22 protein-coding genes are annotated in these 22,548 nt (G+C 66.6%); 14 read left to right on the top strand and 8 right to left on the bottom strand.

Translation table 11 applies throughout. From position 1 onward, the window contains the following. The first annotated feature begins 29 nt into the window (after positions 1–29). From ACK4IU_RS04985 to ACK4IU_RS04955, 7 genes are all read left to right on the top strand, one after another. A complete protein-coding gene (locus tag ACK4IU_RS04985; protein ID WP_409732260.1) occupies positions 30–1,460 on the top strand; it encodes a Glu/Leu/Phe/Val family dehydrogenase in 1,431 nt (476 codons plus the stop codon). Positions 1,461–1,544: 84 nt separating this feature from the next. Beyond that, the gene (locus ACK4IU_RS04980) at positions 1,545–2,567 is read left to right on the top strand and encodes a glycosyltransferase (protein WP_409732258.1); all 1,023 of its coding nucleotides are present in this window, start codon (positions 1,545–1,547) and stop codon (positions 2,565–2,567) included. A gap of 125 nt (positions 2,568–2,692) precedes the next feature. Beyond that, positions 2,693–3,943, top strand: coding sequence for a sarcosine oxidase subunit beta family protein (locus ACK4IU_RS04975; RefSeq protein ID WP_409732256.1), 1,251 nt, complete (start codon positions 2,693–2,695; stop codon positions 3,941–3,943). 94 nt (positions 3,944–4,037) lie between these two features. Then, a complete protein-coding gene (locus tag ACK4IU_RS04970; protein ID WP_409732254.1) occupies positions 4,038–4,301 on the top strand; it encodes a sarcosine oxidase subunit delta in 264 nt (87 codons plus the stop codon). Further along, positions 4,298–7,207: a sarcosine oxidase subunit alpha family protein gene (locus ACK4IU_RS04965; protein ID WP_409732252.1), complete on the top strand. Its 2,910-nt coding sequence runs from the start codon at positions 4,298–4,300 to the stop codon at positions 7,205–7,207. The genes ACK4IU_RS04970 and ACK4IU_RS04965 overlap by 4 nt, the downstream gene beginning before the upstream one ends. Then, the gene (locus ACK4IU_RS04960; protein WP_409732250.1) at positions 7,200–7,745 is read left to right on the top strand and encodes a sarcosine oxidase subunit gamma; all 546 of its coding nucleotides are present in this window, start codon (positions 7,200–7,202) and stop codon (positions 7,743–7,745) included. The genes ACK4IU_RS04965 and ACK4IU_RS04960 overlap by 8 nt, the downstream gene beginning before the upstream one ends. Before the next feature lie 94 nt (positions 7,746–7,839). After that, positions 7,840–9,027: a DegT/DnrJ/EryC1/StrS family aminotransferase gene (locus tag ACK4IU_RS04955; RefSeq protein WP_409732248.1), complete on the top strand. Its 1,188-nt coding sequence runs from the start codon at positions 7,840–7,842 to the stop codon at positions 9,025–9,027. A 177-nt stretch (positions 9,028–9,204) separates the two neighbouring features. Here the strand turns inward: ACK4IU_RS04955 and ACK4IU_RS04950 are convergent, their stop codons facing one another. The 4 genes from ACK4IU_RS04950 to ACK4IU_RS04935 all read right to left on the bottom strand — a co-directional run bounded on the left by ACK4IU_RS04950 (position 9,205) and on the right by ACK4IU_RS04935 (position 13,349). Then, on the bottom strand, positions 9,205–10,152 hold the full coding sequence (locus ACK4IU_RS04950) for a LysR family transcriptional regulator (RefSeq protein ID WP_409732246.1): 948 nt from the start codon (positions 10,150–10,152) through the stop codon (positions 9,205–9,207). A gap of 3 nt (positions 10,153–10,155) precedes the next feature. Then, positions 10,156–10,710: a polyhydroxyalkanoate synthesis repressor PhaR gene (phaR, locus tag ACK4IU_RS04945; RefSeq protein ID WP_409732244.1), complete on the bottom strand. Its 555-nt coding sequence runs from the start codon at positions 10,708–10,710 to the stop codon at positions 10,156–10,158. A 232-nt stretch (positions 10,711–10,942) separates the two neighbouring features. Continuing rightward, positions 10,943–11,392, bottom strand: coding sequence for a Phasin (locus ACK4IU_RS04940; RefSeq protein WP_409732242.1), 450 nt, complete (start codon positions 11,390–11,392; stop codon positions 10,943–10,945). Between the two features lie 157 nt (positions 11,393–11,549). Then, entirely contained in the window at positions 11,550–13,349 is a 1,800-nt protein-coding gene (locus ACK4IU_RS04935) for a PHA/PHB synthase family protein (protein ID WP_409732240.1), read from the bottom strand. Between the two features lie 93 nt (positions 13,350–13,442). Here ACK4IU_RS04935 and phaZ point away from each other — a divergent pair, with 93 nt between their 5' ends. Then, the gene (gene phaZ, locus ACK4IU_RS04930; RefSeq protein ID WP_409732355.1) at positions 13,443–14,711 is read left to right on the top strand and encodes a polyhydroxyalkanoate depolymerase; all 1,269 of its coding nucleotides are present in this window, start codon (positions 13,443–13,445) and stop codon (positions 14,709–14,711) included. 81 nt (positions 14,712–14,792) lie between these two features. Here phaZ and ACK4IU_RS04925 read toward each other — a convergent pair whose 3' ends face one another. Together ACK4IU_RS04925 and ACK4IU_RS04920 are read right to left on the bottom strand one after the other, a co-directional pair. Then, positions 14,793–15,536 (bottom strand): alpha/beta fold hydrolase, encoded by a 744-nt coding sequence (locus ACK4IU_RS04925; protein WP_409732353.1) that lies wholly within the window; start codon positions 15,534–15,536, stop codon positions 14,793–14,795. A 135-nt stretch (positions 15,537–15,671) separates the two neighbouring features. Continuing rightward, positions 15,672–16,469: an alpha/beta hydrolase gene (locus ACK4IU_RS04920; RefSeq protein ID WP_409732238.1), complete on the bottom strand. Its 798-nt coding sequence runs from the start codon at positions 16,467–16,469 to the stop codon at positions 15,672–15,674. 164 nt (positions 16,470–16,633) lie between these two features. On the opposite strand from ACK4IU_RS04920, the gene thrS reads away from it, so the two are divergent. From thrS to ACK4IU_RS04890, 6 genes are all read left to right on the top strand, one after another. Next, positions 16,634–18,580, top strand: a complete 1,947-nt coding sequence (gene thrS / locus ACK4IU_RS04915) for a threonine--tRNA ligase (protein WP_409732236.1) — start codon at positions 16,634–16,636, stop codon at positions 18,578–18,580. Between the two features lie 189 nt (positions 18,581–18,769). Continuing rightward, the gene (locus ACK4IU_RS04910) at positions 18,770–19,072 is read left to right on the top strand and encodes a DUF2282 domain-containing protein (RefSeq protein WP_409732234.1); all 303 of its coding nucleotides are present in this window, start codon (positions 18,770–18,772) and stop codon (positions 19,070–19,072) included. Positions 19,073–19,126: 54 nt separating this feature from the next. Continuing rightward, a complete protein-coding gene (locus tag ACK4IU_RS04905) occupies positions 19,127–19,975 on the top strand; it encodes a DUF692 family multinuclear iron-containing protein (protein WP_409732232.1) in 849 nt (282 codons plus the stop codon). Beyond that, positions 19,972–20,703, top strand: a complete 732-nt coding sequence (locus tag ACK4IU_RS04900) for a DUF2063 domain-containing protein (RefSeq protein ID WP_409732230.1) — start codon at positions 19,972–19,974, stop codon at positions 20,701–20,703. The genes ACK4IU_RS04905 and ACK4IU_RS04900 overlap by 4 nt, the downstream gene beginning before the upstream one ends. Further along, positions 20,700–21,239 (top strand): DoxX family protein, encoded by a 540-nt coding sequence (locus ACK4IU_RS04895; protein WP_409732228.1) that lies wholly within the window; start codon positions 20,700–20,702, stop codon positions 21,237–21,239. Before ACK4IU_RS04900 ends, ACK4IU_RS04895 begins: the two co-directional genes overlap by 4 nt. A gap of 135 nt (positions 21,240–21,374) precedes the next feature. Further along, positions 21,375–21,581 (top strand): cold-shock protein, encoded by a 207-nt coding sequence (locus ACK4IU_RS04890; protein ID WP_149588158.1) that lies wholly within the window; start codon positions 21,375–21,377, stop codon positions 21,579–21,581. On the opposite strand, the gene ACK4IU_RS04885 is transcribed toward ACK4IU_RS04890, so the two are convergent. Next, a complete protein-coding gene (locus tag ACK4IU_RS04885) occupies positions 21,578–21,904 on the bottom strand; it encodes an arsenate reductase family protein (protein ID WP_409732351.1) in 327 nt (108 codons plus the stop codon). The two genes, ACK4IU_RS04890 and ACK4IU_RS04885, sit on opposite strands and share 4 nt — an antisense overlap. Positions 21,905–22,015: 111 nt before the next feature. Continuing rightward, the gene (locus ACK4IU_RS04880) at positions 22,016–22,411 is read right to left on the bottom strand and encodes a DUF2177 family protein (RefSeq protein WP_409732226.1); all 396 of its coding nucleotides are present in this window, start codon (positions 22,409–22,411) and stop codon (positions 22,016–22,018) included. Between the last annotated feature and the right edge of the window lie 137 nt (positions 22,412–22,548).

Below are 22,548 nucleotides of genomic sequence, written 5' to 3'. Positions count from 1 at the left end.
CCAGGCGCGGCCTGTCAGGGAGGGGCAGAATGCAGCAGACGAAAGAGCCGAGTTTCCGCGAATCCGTTGATCTGATGTTCAACCGGGCGGCAAAGCTGATGGACCTGAGCCCGGGTCTGGAGCAGAAGATCAGGGTGTGCAACTCGACCTACACGGTGCGGTTCGGGGTCCGCCTGCGCGGCAAGATCGAGACCTTCACCGGCTATAGAAGCGTCCATTCCGAACACATGGAGCCGGTCAAGGGCGGCATCCGCTATGCGTTGTCGGTCCATCAGGACGAGGTCGAGGCGCTGGCGGCACTGATGACCTACAAATGCGCGCTGGTGGAGACGCCGTTCGGCGGCTCGAAGGGCGGATTGTGCATCGATCCGCGCCAATGGGACGAGCACGAGCTGGAACAGATCACGCGCCGCTTCGCCTATGAACTGATCAAGCGAGACCTGATCCATCCGGCGCAGAACGTGCCGGCCCCCGACATGGGCACGGGCGAACGCGAAATGGCCTGGATCGCCGACCAGTATGCGCGGATGAATACGACCGACATCAACGCCAAGGCCTGCGTGACGGGCAAACCCCCGCATGCCGGCGGCATCCAGGGCCGGGTCGAGGCGACGGGCCGGGGTGTGCAATATGCCCTGCGCGAGTTCTTCCGCCACAAGGAGGACATGGCCAGGGCCGGGCTGACCGGCGGTCTTGATGGCAAGCGCGTGATCGTGCAGGGCCTTGGCAACGTGGGATATCACGCGGCCAAGTTCCTGTCCGAGGAGGACGGGTGCAAGGTCATCGCGGTGATCGAGCGCGACGGGGCGCTGCTGGATCCCAAGGGGCTGAACATCGAGGACGTCCGACAGTGGATGAACCGCCACGGGGGCCTCGCCGGCTATCCGAACGCGACCCATGTCGCGGATGGCGCGCCGGTGCTGGAGGAAGCCTGCGACATCCTGATCCCGGCGGCGATGGAGGGTGTCATCAACCTGGGCAATGCCGAGCGGATCCGGGCGCCGCTGATCGTCGAGGCGGCGAACGGCCCGGTGACGTTCGGAGCCGACGAGATCCTGCGCCGCAAGGGCTGCGTCATCATCCCCGACATGTATGCCAATGCGGGCGGCGTGACCGTTTCCTATTTCGAATGGGTGAAGAACCTGTCCCACATCCGCTTCGGCCGGATGCAGCGCCGCGCGGAAGAGGCGCGGAGCCGTCTGCTCGTCGAGGAACTGGAGCGTCTGAGCGCCGACAAGGGCCTGGGCTGGACCCTGGCCGAGGATTTCAAGGAACGCTTCCTGACCGGCTCGGACGAGCTGGCGCTGGTGCGCTCGGGCCTCGACGACACGATGCGCACGGCCTACCAGGCGATGCGCGAGGTCTGGCACAGCCGGCAGGATGTCGAGGATCTGCGGGTCGCGGCGTATATCGTGTCGATCGGGCGCGTGGCGCAGACCTATCGGTCCAAGGGCCTTTAACCGCGACGCGACGGGCTGGGCTTGCACGGCCCGGCCTCAGCGTGAAGAGTGCGGGCCAGTCGGGGCTTCGGGGACCATCGTTCGGTGCAGGACACATCCAGGCGGGAAAGGGCCGAGGCGGCCGTCGTGGTCTGTTCCGATGCGACCTGGGCCTGGCAGGGCGCCTATGTGCTGGCCCGGTCGATGGCGCTGGATCGGTCGGGCCGGCTGGACCACCATGCCTATCTGGTGGGCGAGGTGCCCGAGGGGCTTCTGAAGGTCTATCCCGAGGGCGTTACGGTCCACCACCTGGCGGAATATCCGCGCGCCTTCCACTATGACGCGACCGCGCATGTGCCCGCCGCGACGATGCTGCGGCTGTTCGCGCTCGAGGACCTGGCGCGCGACTATCGCCGGGTGATCTATCTGGACGGCGATGTCTATCAGGCCTGGGGCTCGCTGGCCGATCTGCTTGACCTGCCCGAGACCGGCCGTCCGCTGGCGGCGGTACGCAACCGGTCACACTGGGCCGACCGGGGGCGGCTGCACCAGCAGCGGGCCTATGTCGCCGCCCTGCATCCCGGGATCGGCGCCAACTATTTCAACGCTGGCGTGCTGGTGGTAAACGGGCCGGTCTGGGCCGAACGCGCCCTGTCCGCGGCCGCGCTGGATTTCTTCGTCCGGAATCCGGGGCTTTGCCGCTTTGGCGACCAGTCGGCGCTGAACGCGGTCGTGGCAAGCAACTGGGACAGCCTGTCGCCCGGCTGGAACTGGCAGATCTCGCAGAGCAGCTATCTGATGCTGCAGGGGCGGCGGCCGCGGCTGGTGCATTTCACGGGGCCGATCAAGCCATGGACCGACCGGCTGAGGCTTTTTGATCCCGCGATCTACCGGGACATGAAGCGGTTCCTGCACGACCGGGGACAGGCGCATCTGCTGGACTCTCAGGCCGGGCCCGACGGGTTCACGCTGGACATGGAGCGGCGACGGATGCGCGCGCTGGCCCATCTGGCCGACGATCCCCTGGGCAAGCGCGAGGTGGTGAAGCTGTTCCTGGATGCCCCGGCGCATGTCGATCTGGCGGCCGGGATCGCGGCCTATGGCGTGGGGGCGGCCGGGTCGGACTGAGCCAAGGCGACAGGGCCGAGACCGTCTCCGACATGTGATGTCGCGGATGACCAAGGAAATCCTGGCGCGGGCTTGAATATGCCCGAGGTTCCGGTTTGATACCCGGTGCACGAGGAGGCAGAGCGATGCGCTATTCCGGGCTGAGGGTCATCACCGAGGGGCTTTTCGGCAACAAGGGCTGGACGCCCGCCTGGCGCGAGCCGTCACCCAAGGCCGAATACGACGTGGTCATCATCGGCGGCGGCGGGCATGGGCTTTCGACGGCCTATTACCTGGCGAAGAACCACGGCATCACCAGTGTCGCGGTGCTGGAGAAGGGCTATCTCGGCGGCGGGAACGTGGGGCGGAACACGACCATCGTGCGGGCCAACTATTTCCTGCCGGGCAACAGCGAATTCTACAGCCATTCGCTGAAGCTGTGGGAGGGTCTTGAGGCCGAGCTGAACTACAACGTGATGCATTCGCAGCGCGGTCTCATCAACCTGTTCCATTCCGACGGCCAGCGCGATGCCTTCGTCCGGCGCGGCAATGCGATGATCAATCAGGGCGATGATGCGATCCTGCTGGACCGCGAGGGGGTGCGGGAACATCTGCCCTACCTCGATTTCGACAACACGCGGTTCCCGATCTATGGCGGGCTTCTGCACCCGCGCGGCGGGTCGGCCCGGCATGACGCGGTGGCCTGGGGCTATGCGCGGGGGGCGGACAAGCGGGGTGTGGACCTGATCCAGAACTGCGAGGTCACGGGCCTCGACATCGAGAACGGGGTGGTGAAGGGCGTGCAGACCACGCGCGGCGCGATCCGGGCGAAGAAGGTCGGGATCGTGGTGGCGGGGCGGTCGAGCCAGGTCGCGGCGATGGCGGGTATGCGCCTGCCGATCGAGAGCCACATCCTGCAGGCCTTCGTCACCGAGGGGCTGAAACCGGTGATCAACCATGTGGTCAGCTTCGGCATGGGGCATTTCTACATCAGCCAGTCGGACAAGGGGGGCCTGGTGTTCGGCGGGGACCTCGATTTCTATGCCAGCTACGCCGCGCGGGGGAACCTGCCGATGGTCGAGCATGTGATGGAAGCGGGGATGACGCTGATGCCGATGATCGGGCGGGCGAAGGTCTTGCGGTCCTGGGGCGGAATCATGGACATGTCGCCGGATGGCTCGCCCATCATCGACAAGACGCATGTCGACGGGCTGTTCATCGACTGCGGCTGGAACTACGGGGGGTTCAAGGCGGTGCCTGCGTCCGGCTGGTGCATGGCGCATCTGATGGCCACGGGCGAGCCGCATGAGGTGGCCAGGCGCTTCCGGCTGGACCGCTTTGCGACGGGGCATCTTCTGGACGAAGAAGGCACCGGCAGCCAGCATAATCTGCATTGAGGGCGCGTGAAATGGACGGCCACCTGCACCTAGCACGACCGTCGGATGCCTCCGGCGGGGATATTTTTGGACAGATGAAAGCGGGGGCCGGATCATGCGGCTGACATGTCCCTTGTGCGGCGAGCGGGACCGGCGGGAGTTCTACTACTACGGGGCGGAGGATTACCTGCACCGGCCCTCGGAGGACGCCGAGCCTGCGGCCTGGGACAACTACCTGCACTTGCGGGACAATCCGGCGGGGCTTGTGCGCGACCTCTGGTATCACGAGGCGGGGTGTTCGCAGTGGCTGCTGGTCACGCGGAATACGGTGACGCATGAGATTTCCGGGGTGGAACTGGTAGCGGGGCGCAAGGCATGAGGATCGACGGCAAGGGGCTGATCGACCGGACGAAGCCGGTCCGCTTCCGCTTCGACGGGAAGGATTACGCCGGGTACAAGGGGGATACCTTGGCCTCGGCCCTGCTGGCCAATGACGTCCGGCTGGTGGGGCGGTCGTTCAAGTATCACCGGCCTCGGGGTGTGCTGACGGCAGGGTCGGAGGAGCCGAACGCCCTGGTCGAGGTCGTGGGGCCGTCGAACCAGACGCCGAACGTGCGCGCCACGATGCAGGAGGTGTTCGAGGGGCTGGTGGCGCAGTCGCAGAACCGGTTGGGGTCATTGCGCTTCGACCTGCTGGCGGTGAACGATTACCTGTCGCCCTTCCTGTCGGCGGGGTTCTACTACAAGACCTTCATGTGGCCGCGCGCCTTCTGGGAGGGCCTTTATGAGCCCTTGATCCGCCGGGCGGCGGGGCTGGGGAGCCTCTCGGGCAAGCATGACGAGGGAACCTACGAGAAGGCCTTTGCCTTCTGCGACGTGCTGGTGATCGGCTCGGGGCCGTCGGGCCTGATGGCCGCGCTGACGGCGGGGCGGGCGGGCGCGGATGTGATCCTGTGCGAGGAAAGCCATGCCTTCGGCGGGCGGCTGCTGTCGGACGGGGGCGTGATCGGGGGGATGCCGGCGGGCGAGTGGCTGGCGCAGGTCCTGGCCGAGCTGGAGGCCTTGCCAAACGTGCGGCTGATGCTGCGGACCACGGTCACCGGGGCCTATGACCACGGCACCTATGGCGCGCTGGAGCGGGTGGGGCTGCACAAGCCGGCGCGGCCGAACCTGCCGCGCGAATGTTTCTGGCGGATCGTGGCGAAGCATGCGGTCCTCGCCGCGGGCGCGCTGGAGCGTCCGGTCGCCTTCCCCGACAACGACCGGCCGGGGATCATGCTGGCCTCGGCCGTGCGCACCTATCTGAACCGCTATGGCGTCAGTCCCGGCAAGCGGGTGACGCTGTTCGCCAACACCGATCAGGCCCGGGCCGTGGCGCGCGAGCTGATGGCGGCGGGAGTAACGGTGGCGGCGATCATCGACCCACGGCCCGATGCCTCGGCGGTGGAGGACTGCCCGGTGCATCTGGGTGCCGAGGTGGTGGGCAGCTGGGGGCGGCTGGGGCTGGCGGGCATCCAGGTGCGCAAGGGCGGGGATGTCCTGCAGATCGAGACGGACTGCCTGGCCATGTCGGGCGGCTGGAACCCGACGCTGCATCTGACCTGCCACATGAACGGGAGGCCCCGCTGGGACGAGGATCTGGCGGCCTTCGTGCCGATGGAGGGGGCGGTGCCCGGCCTGGTCGCGGTGGGGGCGGCGAACGGCAGCATGTCCACCCATGGCGCGCTGGTCACCGGTCACGCGGCGGCGCAGAAGATCGTCGCCGCGCTGGGCCGCAAGGTGCAGATCGAGGTTCCGCAGGCCGAGGACGCGCCCTATGCGGTCCGCGCGCTCTGGGCGGTCGAGGGCAAGGGGCGGGCCTGGCTCGACTTTGCCAATGACGTGACGACCAAGGACGTGAAGCTGGCCGCGCAGGAGGGCTTCCGGTCGGTCGAGCACATGAAGCGCTACACGACGCAAGGCATGGCGCCGGATCAGGGGAAGAATTCCAACGTGGCGGCTCTGGCGGTCCTGGCCGATGCGACGGGGCGCGGTATCCCCGAGACAGGGACCACGACCTTCCGCCCGCCCTACACGCCGGTGTCGATCGCCGCGATGGGGGCAGGGGGGCGTGCCCAGGGCTTTGCACCGCAACGCTTCCTGACCAGCGACCAGGCCAGCCGCGACCGGGGGGCGCCGATGGTGGAGGCCGGGCTATGGTATCGGCCGTCCTATTTCCCCAAGCCCGGCGAAACCACCTGGCGCGAGGCCTGCGACCGCGAGGTCGCGATGGTGCGCGAGGCGGTGGGGGTGGCCGATGTCTCGACGCTGGGCAAGATCGACATCCAGGGGAAGGACGCCGGAAGGTTCCTCGACTTCGTCTATACGAACACCTTCTCGACCCTGCCGGTGGGCCGGGTCCGTTACGGGCTGATGCTGCGCGAGGACGGGCATGTGCTGGATGACGGCACCTCGGCCCGGCTTGGCGAAGATCATTACCTTATGACCACGACCACCGCTGCGGCGGGGCTGGTGATGCGGCATCTGGATTTCGTGCATCAGGCCTTCTGCGCGGACTGGCAGGTGCGCTTCATCAGCGTCACCGAAAGCTGGGCGCAGTTCGCCGTGGCGGGGCCGAAGGCGCGGGCGCTGGTGCAGTCCTTCCTGGAAGAGCCGGTCGATCTGCCCTTCATGGGGGTGGCACCCGTCCGCGTCGGCGGGGTGGAGGGGCGGCTCTTCCGCATCTCGTTCAGCGGCGAGGAGGGCTATGAGCTGGCTGTGCCCACCCGCTATGGCGAGGCGCTGTTCCGCGATCTGGTGGCGCGGGCCGAGACCATGGGCGGCGGACCCTACGGGATGGAGGCGCTGAACGTGCTGCGGATCGAGAAGGGCTTCATCACCCATGCCGAGATCCACGGTCGCGTCACCGCGCATGACATCGGCATGGAGAAGATGGTCAGCGCCAAGAAGGACTGCATCGGCAAGGCGGCGGCGCAGCGTCCCGGCCTCTGGGGGCCGGAGCGCGAGCAGCTGGTCGGCCTGAAGGCCGGCGCCCCGATCAGTGCGGGCGCGCATCTCTTCGTGCCGGGGACCGAGATCCACCGCGAGACCGACCAGGGCTATGTCACCAGCGTTTGCTGGTCGCCCACGGTCGGGGCCTGGCTGGGCCTGGGCTTCCTGAAGGACGGCCGCGCCCGGCATGGCGAGAAGGTGCGGCTGGTCGATCACCTGCGGGGCCTCGACGTGATCTGCGAGGTCTGCCCCCCAGTGTTCCACGATCCGGAAGGGGAGAAGCTGCGTGCCTGAACTGATCGCGAAATCCGCCCTGGAAGGGCGCTCCCTGACGCTTGGCGGCGTGACCCTTGCCGAGGTCGAGGTCGGGCCGATCACCTCGGTCGCGCTGTTTCCCGGCGGGGCGAAGCTGGCGGCGAAGGGGTTGAAGACGCTGGGCCTGGCCATGCCCACGCCGAATACCTTCGTCGAGAAGAAGGGGGTGCGGATCGTCTGGACCGGGCGCGAGCAGGCCTTCCTGATCGGTGTCGCCCCGCCCGCGATCGAGGGTGCGGCCGTGACCGACCAGACCGACGGCTGGACGGTCCTGTCGCTGGCCGGCGCGGCCTCGGTCGAGGTGCTGGCGCGGCTGGTGCCGGTCGATCTGCGGCTGCCGGTCTGCCCGGTGGGAACCGCACTGCGCACACAGGTGAATCACATGAACGCGGTGATCCTGCGCACGGGGGACCATGCCTTCGAGATCATGGTGTTCCGGTCCATGGCCCGCACCGCCTGGCACGAGCTGGAGACCACAATATCCATGGTCGCGGCCCGGGCGGGACTGAAAATCTAGGCGGAAAGCCGCAGGTCCCGGTTTTTGTCACTGGCGTGTGATCGAAGCCGGGTTTAAACCTTTTCTTAATGCGCGATTAAGAAAAGGTGCACGAATGGCCCCCGACGGTCAGACCACAGCCCCCAATGTCTATGACGCCGAGCCGATCCCCGAGGCCGCGCGGGCCGAGATCGACCGGCTGCTGAGTTCGGGCGACCTGTTCCGTTATACCGCCCCCTCGGACGCTCCGGTTGCGCTTCTGGAACAGGAGTTCGCGGCGCTTCTGGGCGCGCGCTACGCGCTGGCGGTGTCGTCCTGTTCCGCCGCGCTGTTCCTGTCCCTGAAGGCGCTGGACCTGCCGAGGGGCGCCAGGGTGTTGATCCCGGCCTTCACCTTCGCGGCTGTCCCGTCCAGCGTGGTGCATGCCGATTGCGTGCCGGTGCTGGTCGAGGTGGGTGACAACTATCGCGTGGACATGGGGGATTTCGCCGCCAAGCTGCCGGGCGCGGACGCGGTGATGATCAGCCACATGCGGGGGCATACGTCCGACATGGATGCGATCATGGCGCTCTGCGATGCGGCGGGCGTGCCGGTGATCGAGGACGCGGCGCATTCGCTGGGCACGGTCTGGGGCGGGCGCAACATCGGCACGATCGGCAAGGTGGGCTGTTTCAGCTTCCAGTCCTACAAGCTGGTCAACGCGGGCGAGGGCGGGATCCTGATCACCGACGATCCCGAGATCGCGGCGAAGGCCATCATCATGTCGGGCGCCTACGAGACCAACTGGAAGAAGCATCCCGGCCTGACCAATTCCTGTGCGCACTGGCAGAACCGGCTGCCGCTCTACAATCTGCGCATGCAGAACCTGTCGGCGGCGGTGATCCGCCCGCAGCTGCCCCTGGTGGCCGAGCGGGTGGCGAAGGGCCGCGCCGGGCATGACCGGGTGGCGGCGCAGTTGAACCTGTCGGCGCATCTGGCGGTGCCCGAGGCCCTGGGGCCGGAGGAGCGCGCGCCGGATTCGATCCAGTTCAACCTGGTCGGCGGCTGGACCGACCGCGAGGCGGTGGAGTTCCAGGCCGCGGCAAAGGCGCGCGGCGTCGGCGTGCAGGTCTTCGGGTTGAGCGAGGGCAATGCGCGGGCGTTCTGGAACTGGCAGTTCCTGGGCGAGGTGCCGGACCTTCCCAAGACCCGCGCCATGCTGATGCGGGCCTGCGACGTGCGCCTGCCGACCCGGCTGACCGAGGCCGAGCTGGACTTCATCGCCCGGGCCATCGTCGAGGCGGCGGCCGAAGTGCGCGGCTGATCCGGCCGGGCGCCCGCGACGGCGCAGGGACGCCCCCCACCCCCATCCCCTCCCCACGAGGGGGAGGGGAGGCTTGGGTTCTTGCCATTGTCTCGAGCCTGCGACGGCCGTTCCCGGTGCGGCGGGCGGATGCCTCCGGCGGGAGTATTTGGAAAAGGGCAAGAGCCCGGCGCAGTGCTAGAGGACGCGCAGGTCGGGGGCGAGCCAGGGCTGGTCGGCCAGGGCGGGGGCGATGACCTCGGCGGCGATCAGGGGTTTCAGGTGCCGGGCGATCCGGGCCGGCATGTCCTGAAGGATGCCGGCGCGGGCCGAGAGCGACAGGGTGCGGCCGAGCGGCGGGACGGGCAGGGGCTGGACCTCGACCTGGGCGCGGAAGGCGCGGGCCTGGTGCAGGGCAAGGGGCGTGAGGATCGTCCAGCCCTCGCCGCCCGCGACCATGGCCAGGATCGCGGCGTAGCTGTCGAGTTCGAAGCGGTGGGCGGATTTCACCCCGTGACGCGCGAGATGCGCGGCGATCTGTCGGCCCATCAGGTGCCGGGCGGTGTACTGGATCAGCGGCAGGTCCCCGATCCCGCGCCCCCTGGGGGCGACGGCGACGAAGGGTTCGGCAAGGATCGGGTGCACCTCGCGCCAGTCTTCGGGCGCCTGTTCGGCCCCGGAATCGGCCGCGATCACGATGTCCAGCGCCCGGGTATCGAGCTGGTCGAGCAGCCGGTGGCTGGCGCCGGTTTCGAGCAGGAAGCGGCAGCCCTTCAGGTCGCGCGCGAGCAGCGTGAGGAGATGCGGCGTCACGTCGCTGTCGAAATCCTCGATCACGCCTAGGCGCAGCATCGTCATGCCCGACAGGTCGGCCATGGCCAGTTCCGCCCGCGCTTCGGAGGCGGCATTGAGGATGGTCTGGGCATGGCGGCGGAACATCGCCCCTGCGGGCGTCACCTGCACCGGACGGCTGGCGCGGTCGAGCAGCGTCGCGCCGAGCGCGGTTTCCAGCGCGCTGATCTGCTGGCTGATGGCGGAGGGGCTGACGCCAAGGCGGCGCGCGGCGGCCGAGATCGAGCCTTCCTCGGCTGACGCGACGAAGACCTCGATCCCCCAGAGCGTGACGCGGCCTTCGGTTTCGGCCATGGCTCAGAGCTTGGAGAGTTTCTTCTGCAACTCGGCCAGTTGCTTCTTGATCTCGGCGATGTCGTCCGCGGCGGCGGGGGCGTCCTCCTCCTTGGACGGGCCCGAGCCACCCCAGCCGGGCATGCCGCCCATCATCGACTTGAGGAAGGCCTCTTGCTGCTTGCGCAGCGCCTCGAAGCCCGGGACGGCGGCCATCGGGTTGGGGAAGGCGGACAGGTTCTCCATCATCTTGGCCTGGCTGTCGCGCAGCATCTCGAACGAGGAGGCGAGGAACTGCGGCATCACCGCCTGCATGCCGGTGGCATAGCTGCGGACGAGGTCGGTCAGGACATCCACGGGCAGCACGCTTTCGCCTTTGGATTCATGTTCCGCGACGATCTGGAGCAGGTATTGCCGGGTCAGGTCGTCGCCGGTCTTGAGATCGACGATCTGCACCTCGCGGCCCTGGCGGATGAAGCCCGCGATGTCTTCGAGCGTGACGTAGTCCGAGGTCTCGGTGTTGTAGAGACGGCGGCTGGCGTAACGCTTGATGAGAAGCGGCTTGTCGGTTTCGGCCATGGTTCCCCCCCGGGATTATGCGCTTGCAGAGAAGCTTAGGGGAGGGTGCAGCGAAAAGCAAAGCTTTCGCAGCGGTGCATCCGTTTGTGCCGCATCTGCAAGGTTCCCGACGGGCGCCTCGCGCCGGGCGGACTTGCAGCGGGGGAGTGCAGAATGAAAGCGGCCCGGAGTCGCCTCCGGGCCTTCCACGCGTCTTGGGGGACGCCGAACCGATTACGACTACGGGTGCGAACTACTTCGCGGCCGCGGCGGCCTTCTTGGCGACCGAGGTCACGTCCGCGGTAGCTTTCTTGACGGCGGCGGTCGCGTCTTCCGACATGTCCTTGCCCGCGGCCAGCATCAGCTCGACGGTTTCCATCTGCACTTTCTTGGCGACTTCGGCGAAGGCGGCCAGGTTCTCGGCAGCCATTTCTGCGGCAGCCGAGGCGAAATCGGTCATCGACTTGGTGTAGTCGGCCGGTTCGGCCTTGGCCTTCGCGATCTCGCCAACCTTGGCCAGCGCGTCCTTGGCCCACTTGGCCGAGATTTCGGTCGACTTCTCGGCGGCTTCGATCGCCACTTTCGAGAATTTCTCGGCGAAGGCGGCCTGGGTCTTGAACGCGTTCTGGAACGCCGAGGCGTCAACCGGGAACGAAGCCATCATGTCCTGCATGACTTTGGTGAAATCCGGGGTCTTGGTCATCTGATCACTCCGATCTGAGGGGTTGTCGGTGTCGGGGATCCTACCCCGTCTTGATGACAGACATATAGATGCTGCGGCGCAGCATTTCAAGTCTTTTTCTGCATTGCAGCAAAACCGCGGGTTGTCGTGCTTAACCCTGCGTAATCTGGCTGAAATGTCAGAGTGCGGGTTGCGCCACGACATAGGTTCCGGGAGCGGGGCAAAGCGAATCGGCTGGAATCCGCGCCTTGACCATGGGGCCGGACTGGCGTGCGAGCCATTCCCCCCAGCGGGGCCACCAGCTGCCCTTGTGGAAGGTGGCGCCCTTCAGCCAGGCCTCGGGATCTCCGGCCACGGGGCCGTCGTTGGTGTAGTGGCCATACTTCTCCTTGGTCGGCGGATTGATGATCCCGGCGATATGGCCGCTTTCGGACAGGATGAAGGTCTTGTCCTTCGAGCCCATCTGCTTGATGCCGTTGAAGCTGCCCTTCCAGTGCGCGATGTGGTCGGTCTCGCAGGCGATGGCGCAGAGCGGCAGGGTGATGTCGGCCAGGCTAACCGGGCGGCCGAAGACCTTGAACTCGCCCTTCGCAAAGCCATCCTGCTGGCAGAGGCCGCGCAGGTATTCCACGGCCATCCTCGCGGGCAGGTTGGTGCCGTCGCCGTTCCAGTAGAGCAGGTCGAAGGCCGGGGGAGCCTCGCCCAGCATGTAGGACCTGATCGCCGGCGTATAGATCAGGTCGTTCGAGCGCAGGAAGCTGAAGGTCCGGCTCATGAAGAACTTGGACAGGATGCCGTCCTGTGCGGTCTGGCGTTCGATCCCGTCCACGAAATCGTCGTTGAGGAAGACGCCCACCTCGCCCGGATCGGAGAAGTCGGTCAGCGTGGTGAAGAAGGTGGCGGTCTTGACCGATGTGTCGCCGGCCTTGTGCAGATGCGCGAGCGTCAGGCCCAGCGTGGTGCCGGCGATGCAGTAGCCGACGGCGTTGATCTGCTTTTCGCCGGTGATCCGGCGCACCTCGGCCATGGCGCGGAGGAAGCCGTCGCGGATGTAGTCGTCCATCGACGTGCCCGCGTAGGAGGCGTCCGGGTTGACCCACGAGACGACAAACAGGGTGAAGCCCTGGTCCACGATCCACTTGATGAGCGAATTCGCGGGCTTGAGGTCCATGACGTAGAACTTGTTGATCCAGGGCGGGAAGATCAGGAGCGGGGTCTTGTGCACCTTCTCGGTCGTGGGGGCGTACTGGATAAGCTCGAGCATCCGGTTGCGATAGACCACCTCGCCCGGGGTGGTGGCGATGTTCTGGCCGACGTGGAAGGCCTCGCGGTCGGCAAGGGTCACCAGAAGGTCGCCTTGGTTCGCCTCGATGTCGCGGACCAGGTTTTCAAGGCCCTGCACCAGCGACTCGCCGTCCGTCTCGACCGCCTTTTCCAGCGCCTCGGGGTTGGTGCCGAGGAAGTTGGTGGGCGAGAACATGTCGACAATCTGTTTCGTGAAATACTCCACCCGGCGGCGATCCTCGGGCGACAGCGTCTCCATGTCGCCGACCGCCGTGCTGATCGCCTCGGCGTTCATCTGGTACTGCTGCTTGAGGTAGTTGAAGAAGGGATGCGTCTCCCACAGGGGGTTCTGGAAGCGGCGGTCCTTCGGGTTCGGGTCGGGGGGCGCCTTGAACTCGCCCTTGGCAAGCACCTGCTGCGCCTCGACATAATGCTTCAGCGTCTTGCCCCAGTAGTTGACCTGGTGCTCGACCACCTTCGCGGGGTTCGAGACCATCTCGGCGAAATAGGCCGCCGCCGCCTTCATGTAGACGTCGGGCGCGGGGCCATGCAGCGAGGGATCGACCGCACGGCGATGGGTCAGCGCGGCAGTGAGCCGCTTTGACAACTCCTCAACCTTTGCGAGGTTGGCGTTCAGGCGCTCGGCCTTCTCCAATGCTGCTTTGGTGTCGGGGGTGCTCTCTTCTGTTGTCATGCTAACCATTCCCCCTTATCGTCGCCGCTGTGCAGCATTGCGGTCGTCCCTGCCCGCCATGCGACATCCGCCCGACCGGGGCAAGGAGACATGATGAAGTATATGTACACCTATGACCTGATGGAAAGCGCTCGCAACACGAATGAGTGGCTGGGCGCGACCGCCAGGGCTTTTGCCAGTTACCCGGCCTTTGCCATGTCGCTGAACCCGGTCCTGCCGCTGATGGCCGCCTGGGGTGAGGTGACCGAGCGTACCTTTGGCCGCATGGTCGCCAAGCCCGACTGGGGGATCAGGTCGATCGTCGGACCCGATGGCCAGGATCACCTGGTCGATGTGAACCCGGTGGTGCAGAAACCCTTCGGCGACCTGGTGCAGTTCTTCGTCCGCCGCCGCGCGCCCATGCCACGCAAGGTGCTGCTGGTCGCGCCGATGTCGGGACACTATGCCACGCTGTTGCGGTCCACGGTCGCCTCGCTGTTGCCCGATGCCGATGTCTATGTCACCGACTGGCATAATGCCCGCGACATTCCGGTGTCGGCCGGCAAGTTCGATGTCGAGGATTACACGCTCTACCTCGCCGAATACATGAAGGTGCTGGGGCCGGACACGCATGTGATCGCGATCTGCCAGCCGGTGCCGCTGACGCTGGCCGCGACGGCGTACCTTGCGGCCGAGCATCCCGAGGCGCAGCCGCGGTCGCTTGTCCTGATCGGCGGGCCGGTCGATCCCGATGCGGCGGCGACCGAGGTGACCGACTTCGGCCGCCGTGTGACGATGGGCCAGCTTGAACACATCGCGATCCAGCGAGTCGGCTTCAAGTACAAGGGCGCGGGGCGGCTGGTCTATCCGGGGCTGTTGCAGCTGCAAAGTTTCATGGCGATGAACGCCGAACGCCATGGCAAGGCTTTCGTCCAGCAGATCTTCCGTGTCGCGCAGGGCGAGGCGTCGGACCACGACGCGCACAACCGCTTTTACGATGAATATCTGGCAGTCATGGACATGACGGCGGAATTCTACCTTTCGACCGTCGAACGCATCTTCAAGAAGCGCGAGATCGCCCGGAACGACTTTGCCGTGGCCGGTCGCAAGGTGGACATGGGGGCGATCACCAGGGTGTCGGTGATGACGGTCGAGGGCGCGAACGACGATATCTCGGCGCCTGGTCAATGCGTTGCGGCGCTGAAGCTGCTGACGGGACTGTCCGACGACAAGAAGGGCCACCATGTGGAGCCGGGCGCGGGCCACTACGGCATCTTCGCGGGCAAGAGCTGGCGGTTGAACATCCGTCCGCTGGTCCTGAACTTCATCGACCGTGCCGCCGGCAAGCCCAAGACCAGGATCGCGCTCGCTTCGGCGCAATAGTCGCGGGGGGGGCACGTCGAGCACTTCGTGCACTCCTCGCGGCGGGCGCATCCGACGCCTGCATGACATGCCCGGGGAGGTCTACTTCAGGACAAGCGTGGGCAGGCGTCCCGCGAGGAAGGTTTCAAGCACCTTGGTCACCGCCTCGGGCTGTTCCAGCTGTGGCATGTGACCGGCCTCGGGGATGATCTCCAGGCAGCCCTGCGGCATCATCGCGGCCAGGAACTCGGCCCGGCGGCGGGGGATCAGCGTATCGCTTGCACCGGTGATGATGAGCGTGGGAATGTTGGCCTTGCGCAGCGTCTTCTGCTGGTCGGGCCGGCGCTGAAGCACGCGCAGGTGGCGCTGGAACTGCCTGGGGCCCAGGGTTTCGGCCATGTCCATGACCAGGGCCATCACCTCGTCGCGCCAGGGCGCATCGTGCAGCGCCGTCGCCGGCAGCATCTGGGCGATGCAGGCCCGCAGGTGTCCCGTCTTGGCCGCCACCAGCAGGGCCTCTTGCTGCGCGGCGAGTTGAGGCGGTTCCGGCAGCGGATCGGTCGAGATGAGCGCGATGCGGGTCACGGCACTGGGACGCTTGCGCAGGATCTCGATGGCGATGTTGCCGCCGAGGCCATGCGCCACCACGGCAAAGTGCGGCGGCAGGTGCGGGGCATGTTCGGCGACGATCTTCTCGAGACTGTCGCCGAGACCCGGACCCAGCAGGATCACCTGCCGGTCCGCCCCCAGCCGGGCAAGCTGCGGCATGAAGCTTCGGGCATCGGCCATGAAGCCAGGGATCAGCACCAGCGGTTCGGGAGGGGTCGGGTCTCGCAGGACGAGCATGTTCACGGGCGCGGGCCTTCAACGCAGGGTTTCTGCAAGCGGCTGTTCTTCGTCTTTCGTGAACGCTAACCCACAAGGGTCTGGATTCAAATCCGGTTTCCATCCAACTTTCGCAAGACTGGCGGAAAGGTCACATCAGCGAAGGTTCGATACCTGCAAGCCCGCCGCATCCTCCACGGGCAATGCCTCGCGGGCGAGGATCACGTCCTCGACCGCGTCGGCGATCATGGCCAGGCAGGCCGGGCTGGAAAACCGGTGGTCGGCATCCTTGACGAGGGTCAGCCGCAGGTCGGGGCTGGCGATCTGGTGGAAAAGCTGGATCGCCACCGCGGGCGGCACATCGGCATCGGCGCTGCCCTGCAACAGGCGCACCGGCATGTGCAGATGCAGCGGCCCGTTCATCACCAGGTTCTGCCGGCCGTCCTCGATCAGTCGCAGCGTGATCGGGTAGGGATCGTCGGAATAGTCGGAAGGCCGCAGGAACAGGCCCTCTTCCAGAAGGGCGGTGCGCTCGGCCAGGGTGAATTCGGCCTCCCACATCCGCTCGGTGAAGTCGGGCGCCGCAGCGATGCCGACGAAGCCGGCAACCCGTTCCGGCATGTCGCGCGCCAGCAGAAGCGCGATCCAGCCGCCCATGGACGACCCGACCAGGATCTGCGGCCCCTCGGTCAGCACCTCGATCACCGCCGCCGCGTCCTCGCGCCAGTCCGAGATCGCGCCATCGACGAAGGCCCCGTGCGAGGCGCCGTGGCCCGAATAGTCGAAGCGCAGGAAGGAGCGCCCCGTGGCCTCGGCCCAGGCTTGCAGATGCAGCGCCTTGGTGCCGGTCATGTCGGACCGGAACCCGCCCAGGAGCACCACGCCGGGACCGCGCCCGGGGGTGTGGTTATAGGCGATGTGGCGGCCTTGCGGGGTGGTGAGAAAGGTTGTCATGGGCAGAAGATAGCAAGCCCAAGCAGCTTTGGTCAGTGTCGCCGCAACTGGCGGGCGAAGAACCGCGCATGGCTTGACTTGCCGCGCAGCCAGGGGCATGAGGTCGCCCGATACAACCCGCAACCGGGCGTTTCGTGGGCGCCAAACCGACGAGGAGCAGGCCGATGGCCCAGATTTCCCTGACATTTCCTGATGGCAACAAGCGTGTCTACGACGCGGGCGTGACGCCTGCGCAGGTGGCTGCGTCGATCGCGCCCTCGCTGGCCAAGGCGTCGATTTCGGCGATGATCGACGGCAAACACTGGGATCTGGCCTGGCCGATCACCACGGATGCGACGATCAGCCTCAACACGATGAAGGACGAGGCCCCGGCGCTGGAGCTGATCCGGCACGACCTGGCGCACATCATGGCCCGTGCGGTGCAGGAGATCTGGCCGGAAGTGAAGGTCACCATCGGGCCGGTCAGGGACCAGGGCTGGTTCTACGACTTCGACCGGGAGGAGCCGTTCACGCCCGAGGACCTCGGCCAGATCGAGGCGCGGATGAAGCAGATCATCAACGCGCGCGATCCGGTGCGGACCGAGGTCTGGGACCGCGCCCGCGCTGTCGAATACTACCGGGGCCGGGGCGAGCCGTTCAAGCTGGAACTGCTGGACCGGATCCCCGAGGGCGAGGACATCCGCATGTACTGGCACGGGGACTGGCAGGACCTGTGCCGGGGGCCGCATTTGCAGCACACGGGCCAGGTTCCGGCGGATGCCTTCAAGCTGACCCATGTCGCCGGGGCCTACTGGCTGGGCGATGCGTCCCGCCCCATGTTGCAACGCATCTACGGCGTGGCCTTCCGCAACCGCGACGACCTGAAGGCGCATCTGACGATGCTGGAAGAGGCCGCCAAGCGCGACCACCGCAAGCTGGGCCGCGAGATGGAGCTGTTCCACCTCCAGGAAGAAGCGCCCGGCATGGTGTTCTGGCATCCGAACGGCTGGACGATCTATCGCCAGCTCGAGGATTACATGCGCGGCCGCCTGCGCCAGGCCGGCTACAGGGAGATCCGCACGCCGCAGGTCGTAGACCGCATCCTGTGGGAGAAGTCGGGCCACTGGGAGGCCTACCGCGAGAACATGTTCATCGTCGAGGTGGACGAGGAAGGCGCCAAGGAAAAGCGCATCAACGCGCTGAAGCCGATGAACTGCCCCTGCCATGTGCAGGTGTTCAACCAGGGCCTCAAGAGCTACCGCGACCTGCCCTTGCGGCTGGCGGAGTTCGGGTCCTGCCATCGTTATGAAAGCAGCGGCTCGATGCACGGGCTGATGCGCGTGCGCGGCTTCACCCAGGACGACGCGCATATCTTCTGCACCGAGGACCAGATCGAGCAGGAATGTGCGGGCTTCATCTCGCTTCTGTCCTCGGTCTATCGCGACCTTGGCTTCGACAAGTTCGACATCAAGCTTTCCACCCGGCCCGATGTCCGCGTGGGCAGCGACGAGATCTGGGACAAGGCCGAGAACGCGCTGCAGAAAGCCATCGAAGGGCTGGGGTTGCCTTACGAGATCAACCCTGGAGATGGTGCCTTCTATGGCCCGAAGCTGGACTTCAAGCTGACCGACGCAATCGGGCGCGAATGGCAGTGCGGGACCTTCCAGGCCGACTTCAACCTGCCGGTCCGGCTGGATGCGGAATATGTCGGCGAGGACGGGATGAAGCATCGCCCGGTCATGCTGCACCGCGCGGTCCTCGGTTCGTTCGAACGCTTCATCGGCATCCTGCTGGAAAACTACGCCGGGAAACTGCCCTTCTGGCTGGCCCCGCGGCAGGTGGTGGTGGCTTCCATCGTCTCCGACGCCGATCCCTTCGTTCACGAGGTCGTGGCCGCGCTGAGGAAGGCCGGGGTCCGCGCCGAGGCCGACGTGCGCAACGAGAAGATCAATTACAAGGTCCGCGAGCATTCGGTCGGCAAGGTTCCCGTGATCCTGGCCGTGGGCATGCAGGAGGTCGAGGCGAGAACTGTTTCAGTGCGCCGCCTGGGCGAGACCCGGACTGAAACGATCTCCCTCGATCAAGCCGTGGCGACCTTCGGCCTGGAAGCGCTGCCGCCCGCCGGTAGTTGAACGCAAGCCATTGATCTGATTTCAAAAGACCCGGATGGCCTTCGGGGCATTCGGCATCGCTGCGCCTGCGACATCCTGTCACGATGCCGTGCCTCACGGCGCCGTGGGTCGTCTGTGATCGTAGCCTGCCCTTATCCAGATGGCAGTCGCAAGGGATGCGACGCTCACTGGATAGAGGGAACTGCTCACATGTCCTACCAATCGAAAACCCTGGTCATCGCCGGCGCGCTGGCGGCCGCCCTGTCTGCTGCTGGCGCCGTCTCGGCCCAGGAAAACGAAAAGTGCTTCGGCGTGGCGCTGGCCGGCCAGAACGACTGCGCGGCGGGCGAAGGCACCACCTGCGCGGGGACCTCGAAGGTCGACTACCAGGGCAATGCGTGGAAGCTGGTCCCGGCCGGCACCTGCGAGACGATGGAACTTCCCGCCGGCATGGACGGGATGGCGCGCAAGGGCTCGCTGACGCCGCTGGAGCGCGACCTGCCGAAGGCCTGACGCCCCTCGCCCCTCCGGCCGATCTGCCGGAGGGGCGTCTCCCTGGAGGACACCATGCTTGACCAGAGCCTGACCGCGCTGCCCGCGAAACCCGGTGTCGGCTACAAACCGCAGCACTTCGCCGCGATTCTGGCCGACCCCGGCCCGGTCGGCTGGCTGGAAGTGCATGCCGAGAACTACATGGGCGCGGGCGGGCGTCCGCTGGCGCAACTGCGGCACCTCGCGGAACGCTTTCCGATCTCGGTCCACGGCGTCGGCCTGTCGATCGGCGGCGAAGGACCACTCGACCGTGATCATCTGATGCGACTGAAGCATCTGTGCGGGTGGCTGAACCCCGCAAGCTTTTCCGAGCATCTGGCCTGGTCCACCCACGACAGCGCCTATCTGAACGATCTTCTGCCCTTGCCCTACACTGCGGCCACCCTGGCCCGCGTCGCCGATCATGTTGACGAGGTGCAGGATGTTCTGGGCCGCCGGATGCTGCTGGAGAATCCCTCGACCTACATCGCCTTTGCCGAGTCGACGCTGGGCGAGTTGGACTTCCTGGCCGAGGTCGCGCGGCGGACGGGCTGCGGGCTTCTGCTGGATGTCAACAACGTTCATGTCTCGGGCACGAACCAGAATCATGACCCGGTGGCCTATCTGGATGCCTTCCCCCTGCATCTGGTGGGCGAGATCCACCTGGGCGGCCATGACGCGGACCGCGACGACAGGGGGCGGCCCTTGCTGATCGACAGCCACGGGGCCGAGGTGGCCGATCCGGTCTGGTCGCTGTTCGCGCGGGTGATCCGGCGGGCCGGCGCGATCCCGACGCTGATCGAATGGGACAACGACGTGCCCGAGTGGCCAGTGCTGGCCGCCGAGGCCACCCGCGCCGCCCGGATCCTGGAGCCGGTCGCATGAGCCAGTCCGCCTTTGCCCAGGCCCTGCTGGACCCTGACGCGGCGGTCCCCCCCGGACTTGTCGGACCCGACGGTCTGCCGGCCCCGAAACGCTTCTCGGTCTATCGCAACAATGTCGCCCTGTCCCTGACCCGCGCGCTGGAGGTGGGCTTTCCCACGGTGCGCAAGCTGGTCGGGGACGCGTTCTTTGCCGCCATGGCCGGGGTGTTCCTGCGCGCGCATCCGCCGCGGTCGCGGCTGCTGATGCTCTACGGTGCCGAGATGCCGGAGTTCCTGGAGCGTTTCCCGCCGGTGGCGCATCTGGGCTACCTGCCCGATGTGGCACGGCTGGATCAGGCGATGCGCGAAAGCTATCACGCTGCGGACAGCCGGCCCCTGCCCGAGGCCGAGTTCCAGCGGCTGATCGGCGAAGAGCTTGGCGAGCTGCGCCTGCACCTTGCGCCCGCGCTGCGCCTTGTGCGGTCGGCCTGGCCGATCGTGTCGATCTGGCGGGCCAACACCGAAAACGGTCCGCCGCCGCGGCCCGTCGCCGAGGACGCCCTGATCCTGCGGCCCGAGTTCGACCCCCGACCCGAGCCGCTGCCGCCCGGCGGAGCCGCTTTTGTCGCCGCCCTGCTGGCCGGGCACAGGCTGGGCGAGGCCGTCGCTTGCGCCGGGCCGGACCTCGACCTTGCCGCCAATCTGGCCCTGCTGATCCGGGGCCGTGCCATCATCGGAGTGTCGCCATGACTGCCCTTGCCCGACTTCATTCCCGGCTGTCGCAGCTGTGCGAGGACCAGGCCGACTGGCTGCTGCCGACTCTTGCCCGCCTCGCCTTTGCCGGGGTTCTCATGGTCTATTTCTGGTCCTCGGCGCTGACCAAGCTCGACGGGCCCTTCACCCCGTCGGTCGGAGCCTACGCCCAGATCTTCCCGCGGGCCTTCGAGGCCTCCGGTTTCGACCCCGGCCGGCTGGGCCTGTGGCACCGGGTGGTGGTGTTGACCGGGGCCTGGGCCGAAGTCATTCTGCCTGCGCTGATCGTCCTGGGGCTGATGACCCGGCTTGCGGCCCTGGGAATGGCGGGGTTCGTGCTGGTGCAGAGCCTGACCGACATTTTCGGCCACAAAGCCCAGGCGGGGAGCTGGTTCGACCGGGCCTCGGATGCGGCGATTCTGGACCAGCGGGCGCTATGGCTGGTGCTGCTTGCCGTTCTGGTGTGCAAGGGGGCGGGACCGCTTTCGGCGGATCGTATCCTCGGGGTTGCGCCGGCTCGCCTTGCGGCTTGATTTATTGCGAATCCTTGGCATCATCCCTTCAGTGACGACAGAATTCCTGCACGGCTCTCGGATCGAAGCCCTGGAAGACCTGGTGGCACGACTTGCGGTAATGGCGCCGCAGGGGGTTCTGAGAGGAGAAGCGGAATGCCGACAGGCACCGTGAAGTGGTTCAATTCGACCAAGGGCTACGGGTTCATCGCGCCGGATGACGGCGGGAAGGACGTGTTCGTGCACATCTCTGCGGTGGAGCGCGCCGGGTTGAAGGGCCTGAGCGACAACCAGAAGATCGGCTACGAATTGCAGTCGGGCCGCGACGGCAAGATGTCGGCCGGCGACCTGCGCCTGCTCTAGGCGGTCAGCGCGGCTTCGGTCGCGCTGTCCCACCCCAGATACCAGCGATCCCCGTCCTGGATGACCGGCCTTTTCATCACGGTCGGTTGAGCCATGATCTGCGCCTCGGGGTCGGAGGCTTTCAGGAACTCATTGAAAGACCGGTAGGTGGTGGATTGCCTGTTCACCGCCTGATCCCCGAACTCCTGCACGATCCGCTCAACCTCGGCCTGGTCAAGCGGGTTGGCTCGGATGTCGCGGAAGGTGACGTCCTTGCCGGCCGACTGGAGGGCCTTGAGGGCCTTCTTGCAGCTGTCGCAGGTGGGAATGCCGTAGAGGATCATGCGGGCCTTCCCGTCCACGGTGGACATTTTCGGATTATCGACTGAAGTCAACACCTTGCGCGCGGGCGTTTACCGGATGGTAACATATTCCAGCGGGGCAGCAAAGGGCTTCTAGCCGTGGATCATCCGGGTGATGCTCACCCCGGCCCAGGCCGAGAAGGCGGTCAGGACCCCGCCCCAGGTGGTGTCGGTCAGCACCATGGTCCAGTGCCAGTCGCGCATTACGGCCCAGGAGGTGAACTCGTAGGTGCCATAGGCCATCAGGCCGATGACCAGCGCAGGCAGAAGCAGCGGTGCCCCGGTTCTGATCGCGGGCAGAGAGACGAGATACACAAGCCCCCCGACGTAAGCGAGGTAGAAGGCCGCGGCGGGAAAAACCCGGATCGGCTCGGCCAGAAGGGGGCCGATGTGGCGGGTGAACAGCGGCTTCATCACGAAAGTCAGCATGATCGCATCAAGGATCAGGAAGACGGCGGCGGTGGCAGCGTAAAGCGTTGCAAATGACATTCCGGACCTCCTGTGGGAAGGAAGTAGCCCCCCGGCGGGCGCTGCCAAGGGGCGTCAGGCTTTCGGCAAGGCCGTCGCCCGAACAGGGCCGACGCCAGCCCGCCGATTGCCGAAGCCGTCACAAGTCTGACATCCGC

The organism is Tabrizicola flagellatus (assembly GCF_046295235.1).
Lineage (GTDB): Bacteria > Pseudomonadota > Alphaproteobacteria > Rhodobacterales > Rhodobacteraceae > Tabrizicola > Tabrizicola flagellata_A.
Note: the sequence above shows the minus strand (reverse complement) of the source record. Positions and strands in the feature narration are given on the sequence as shown.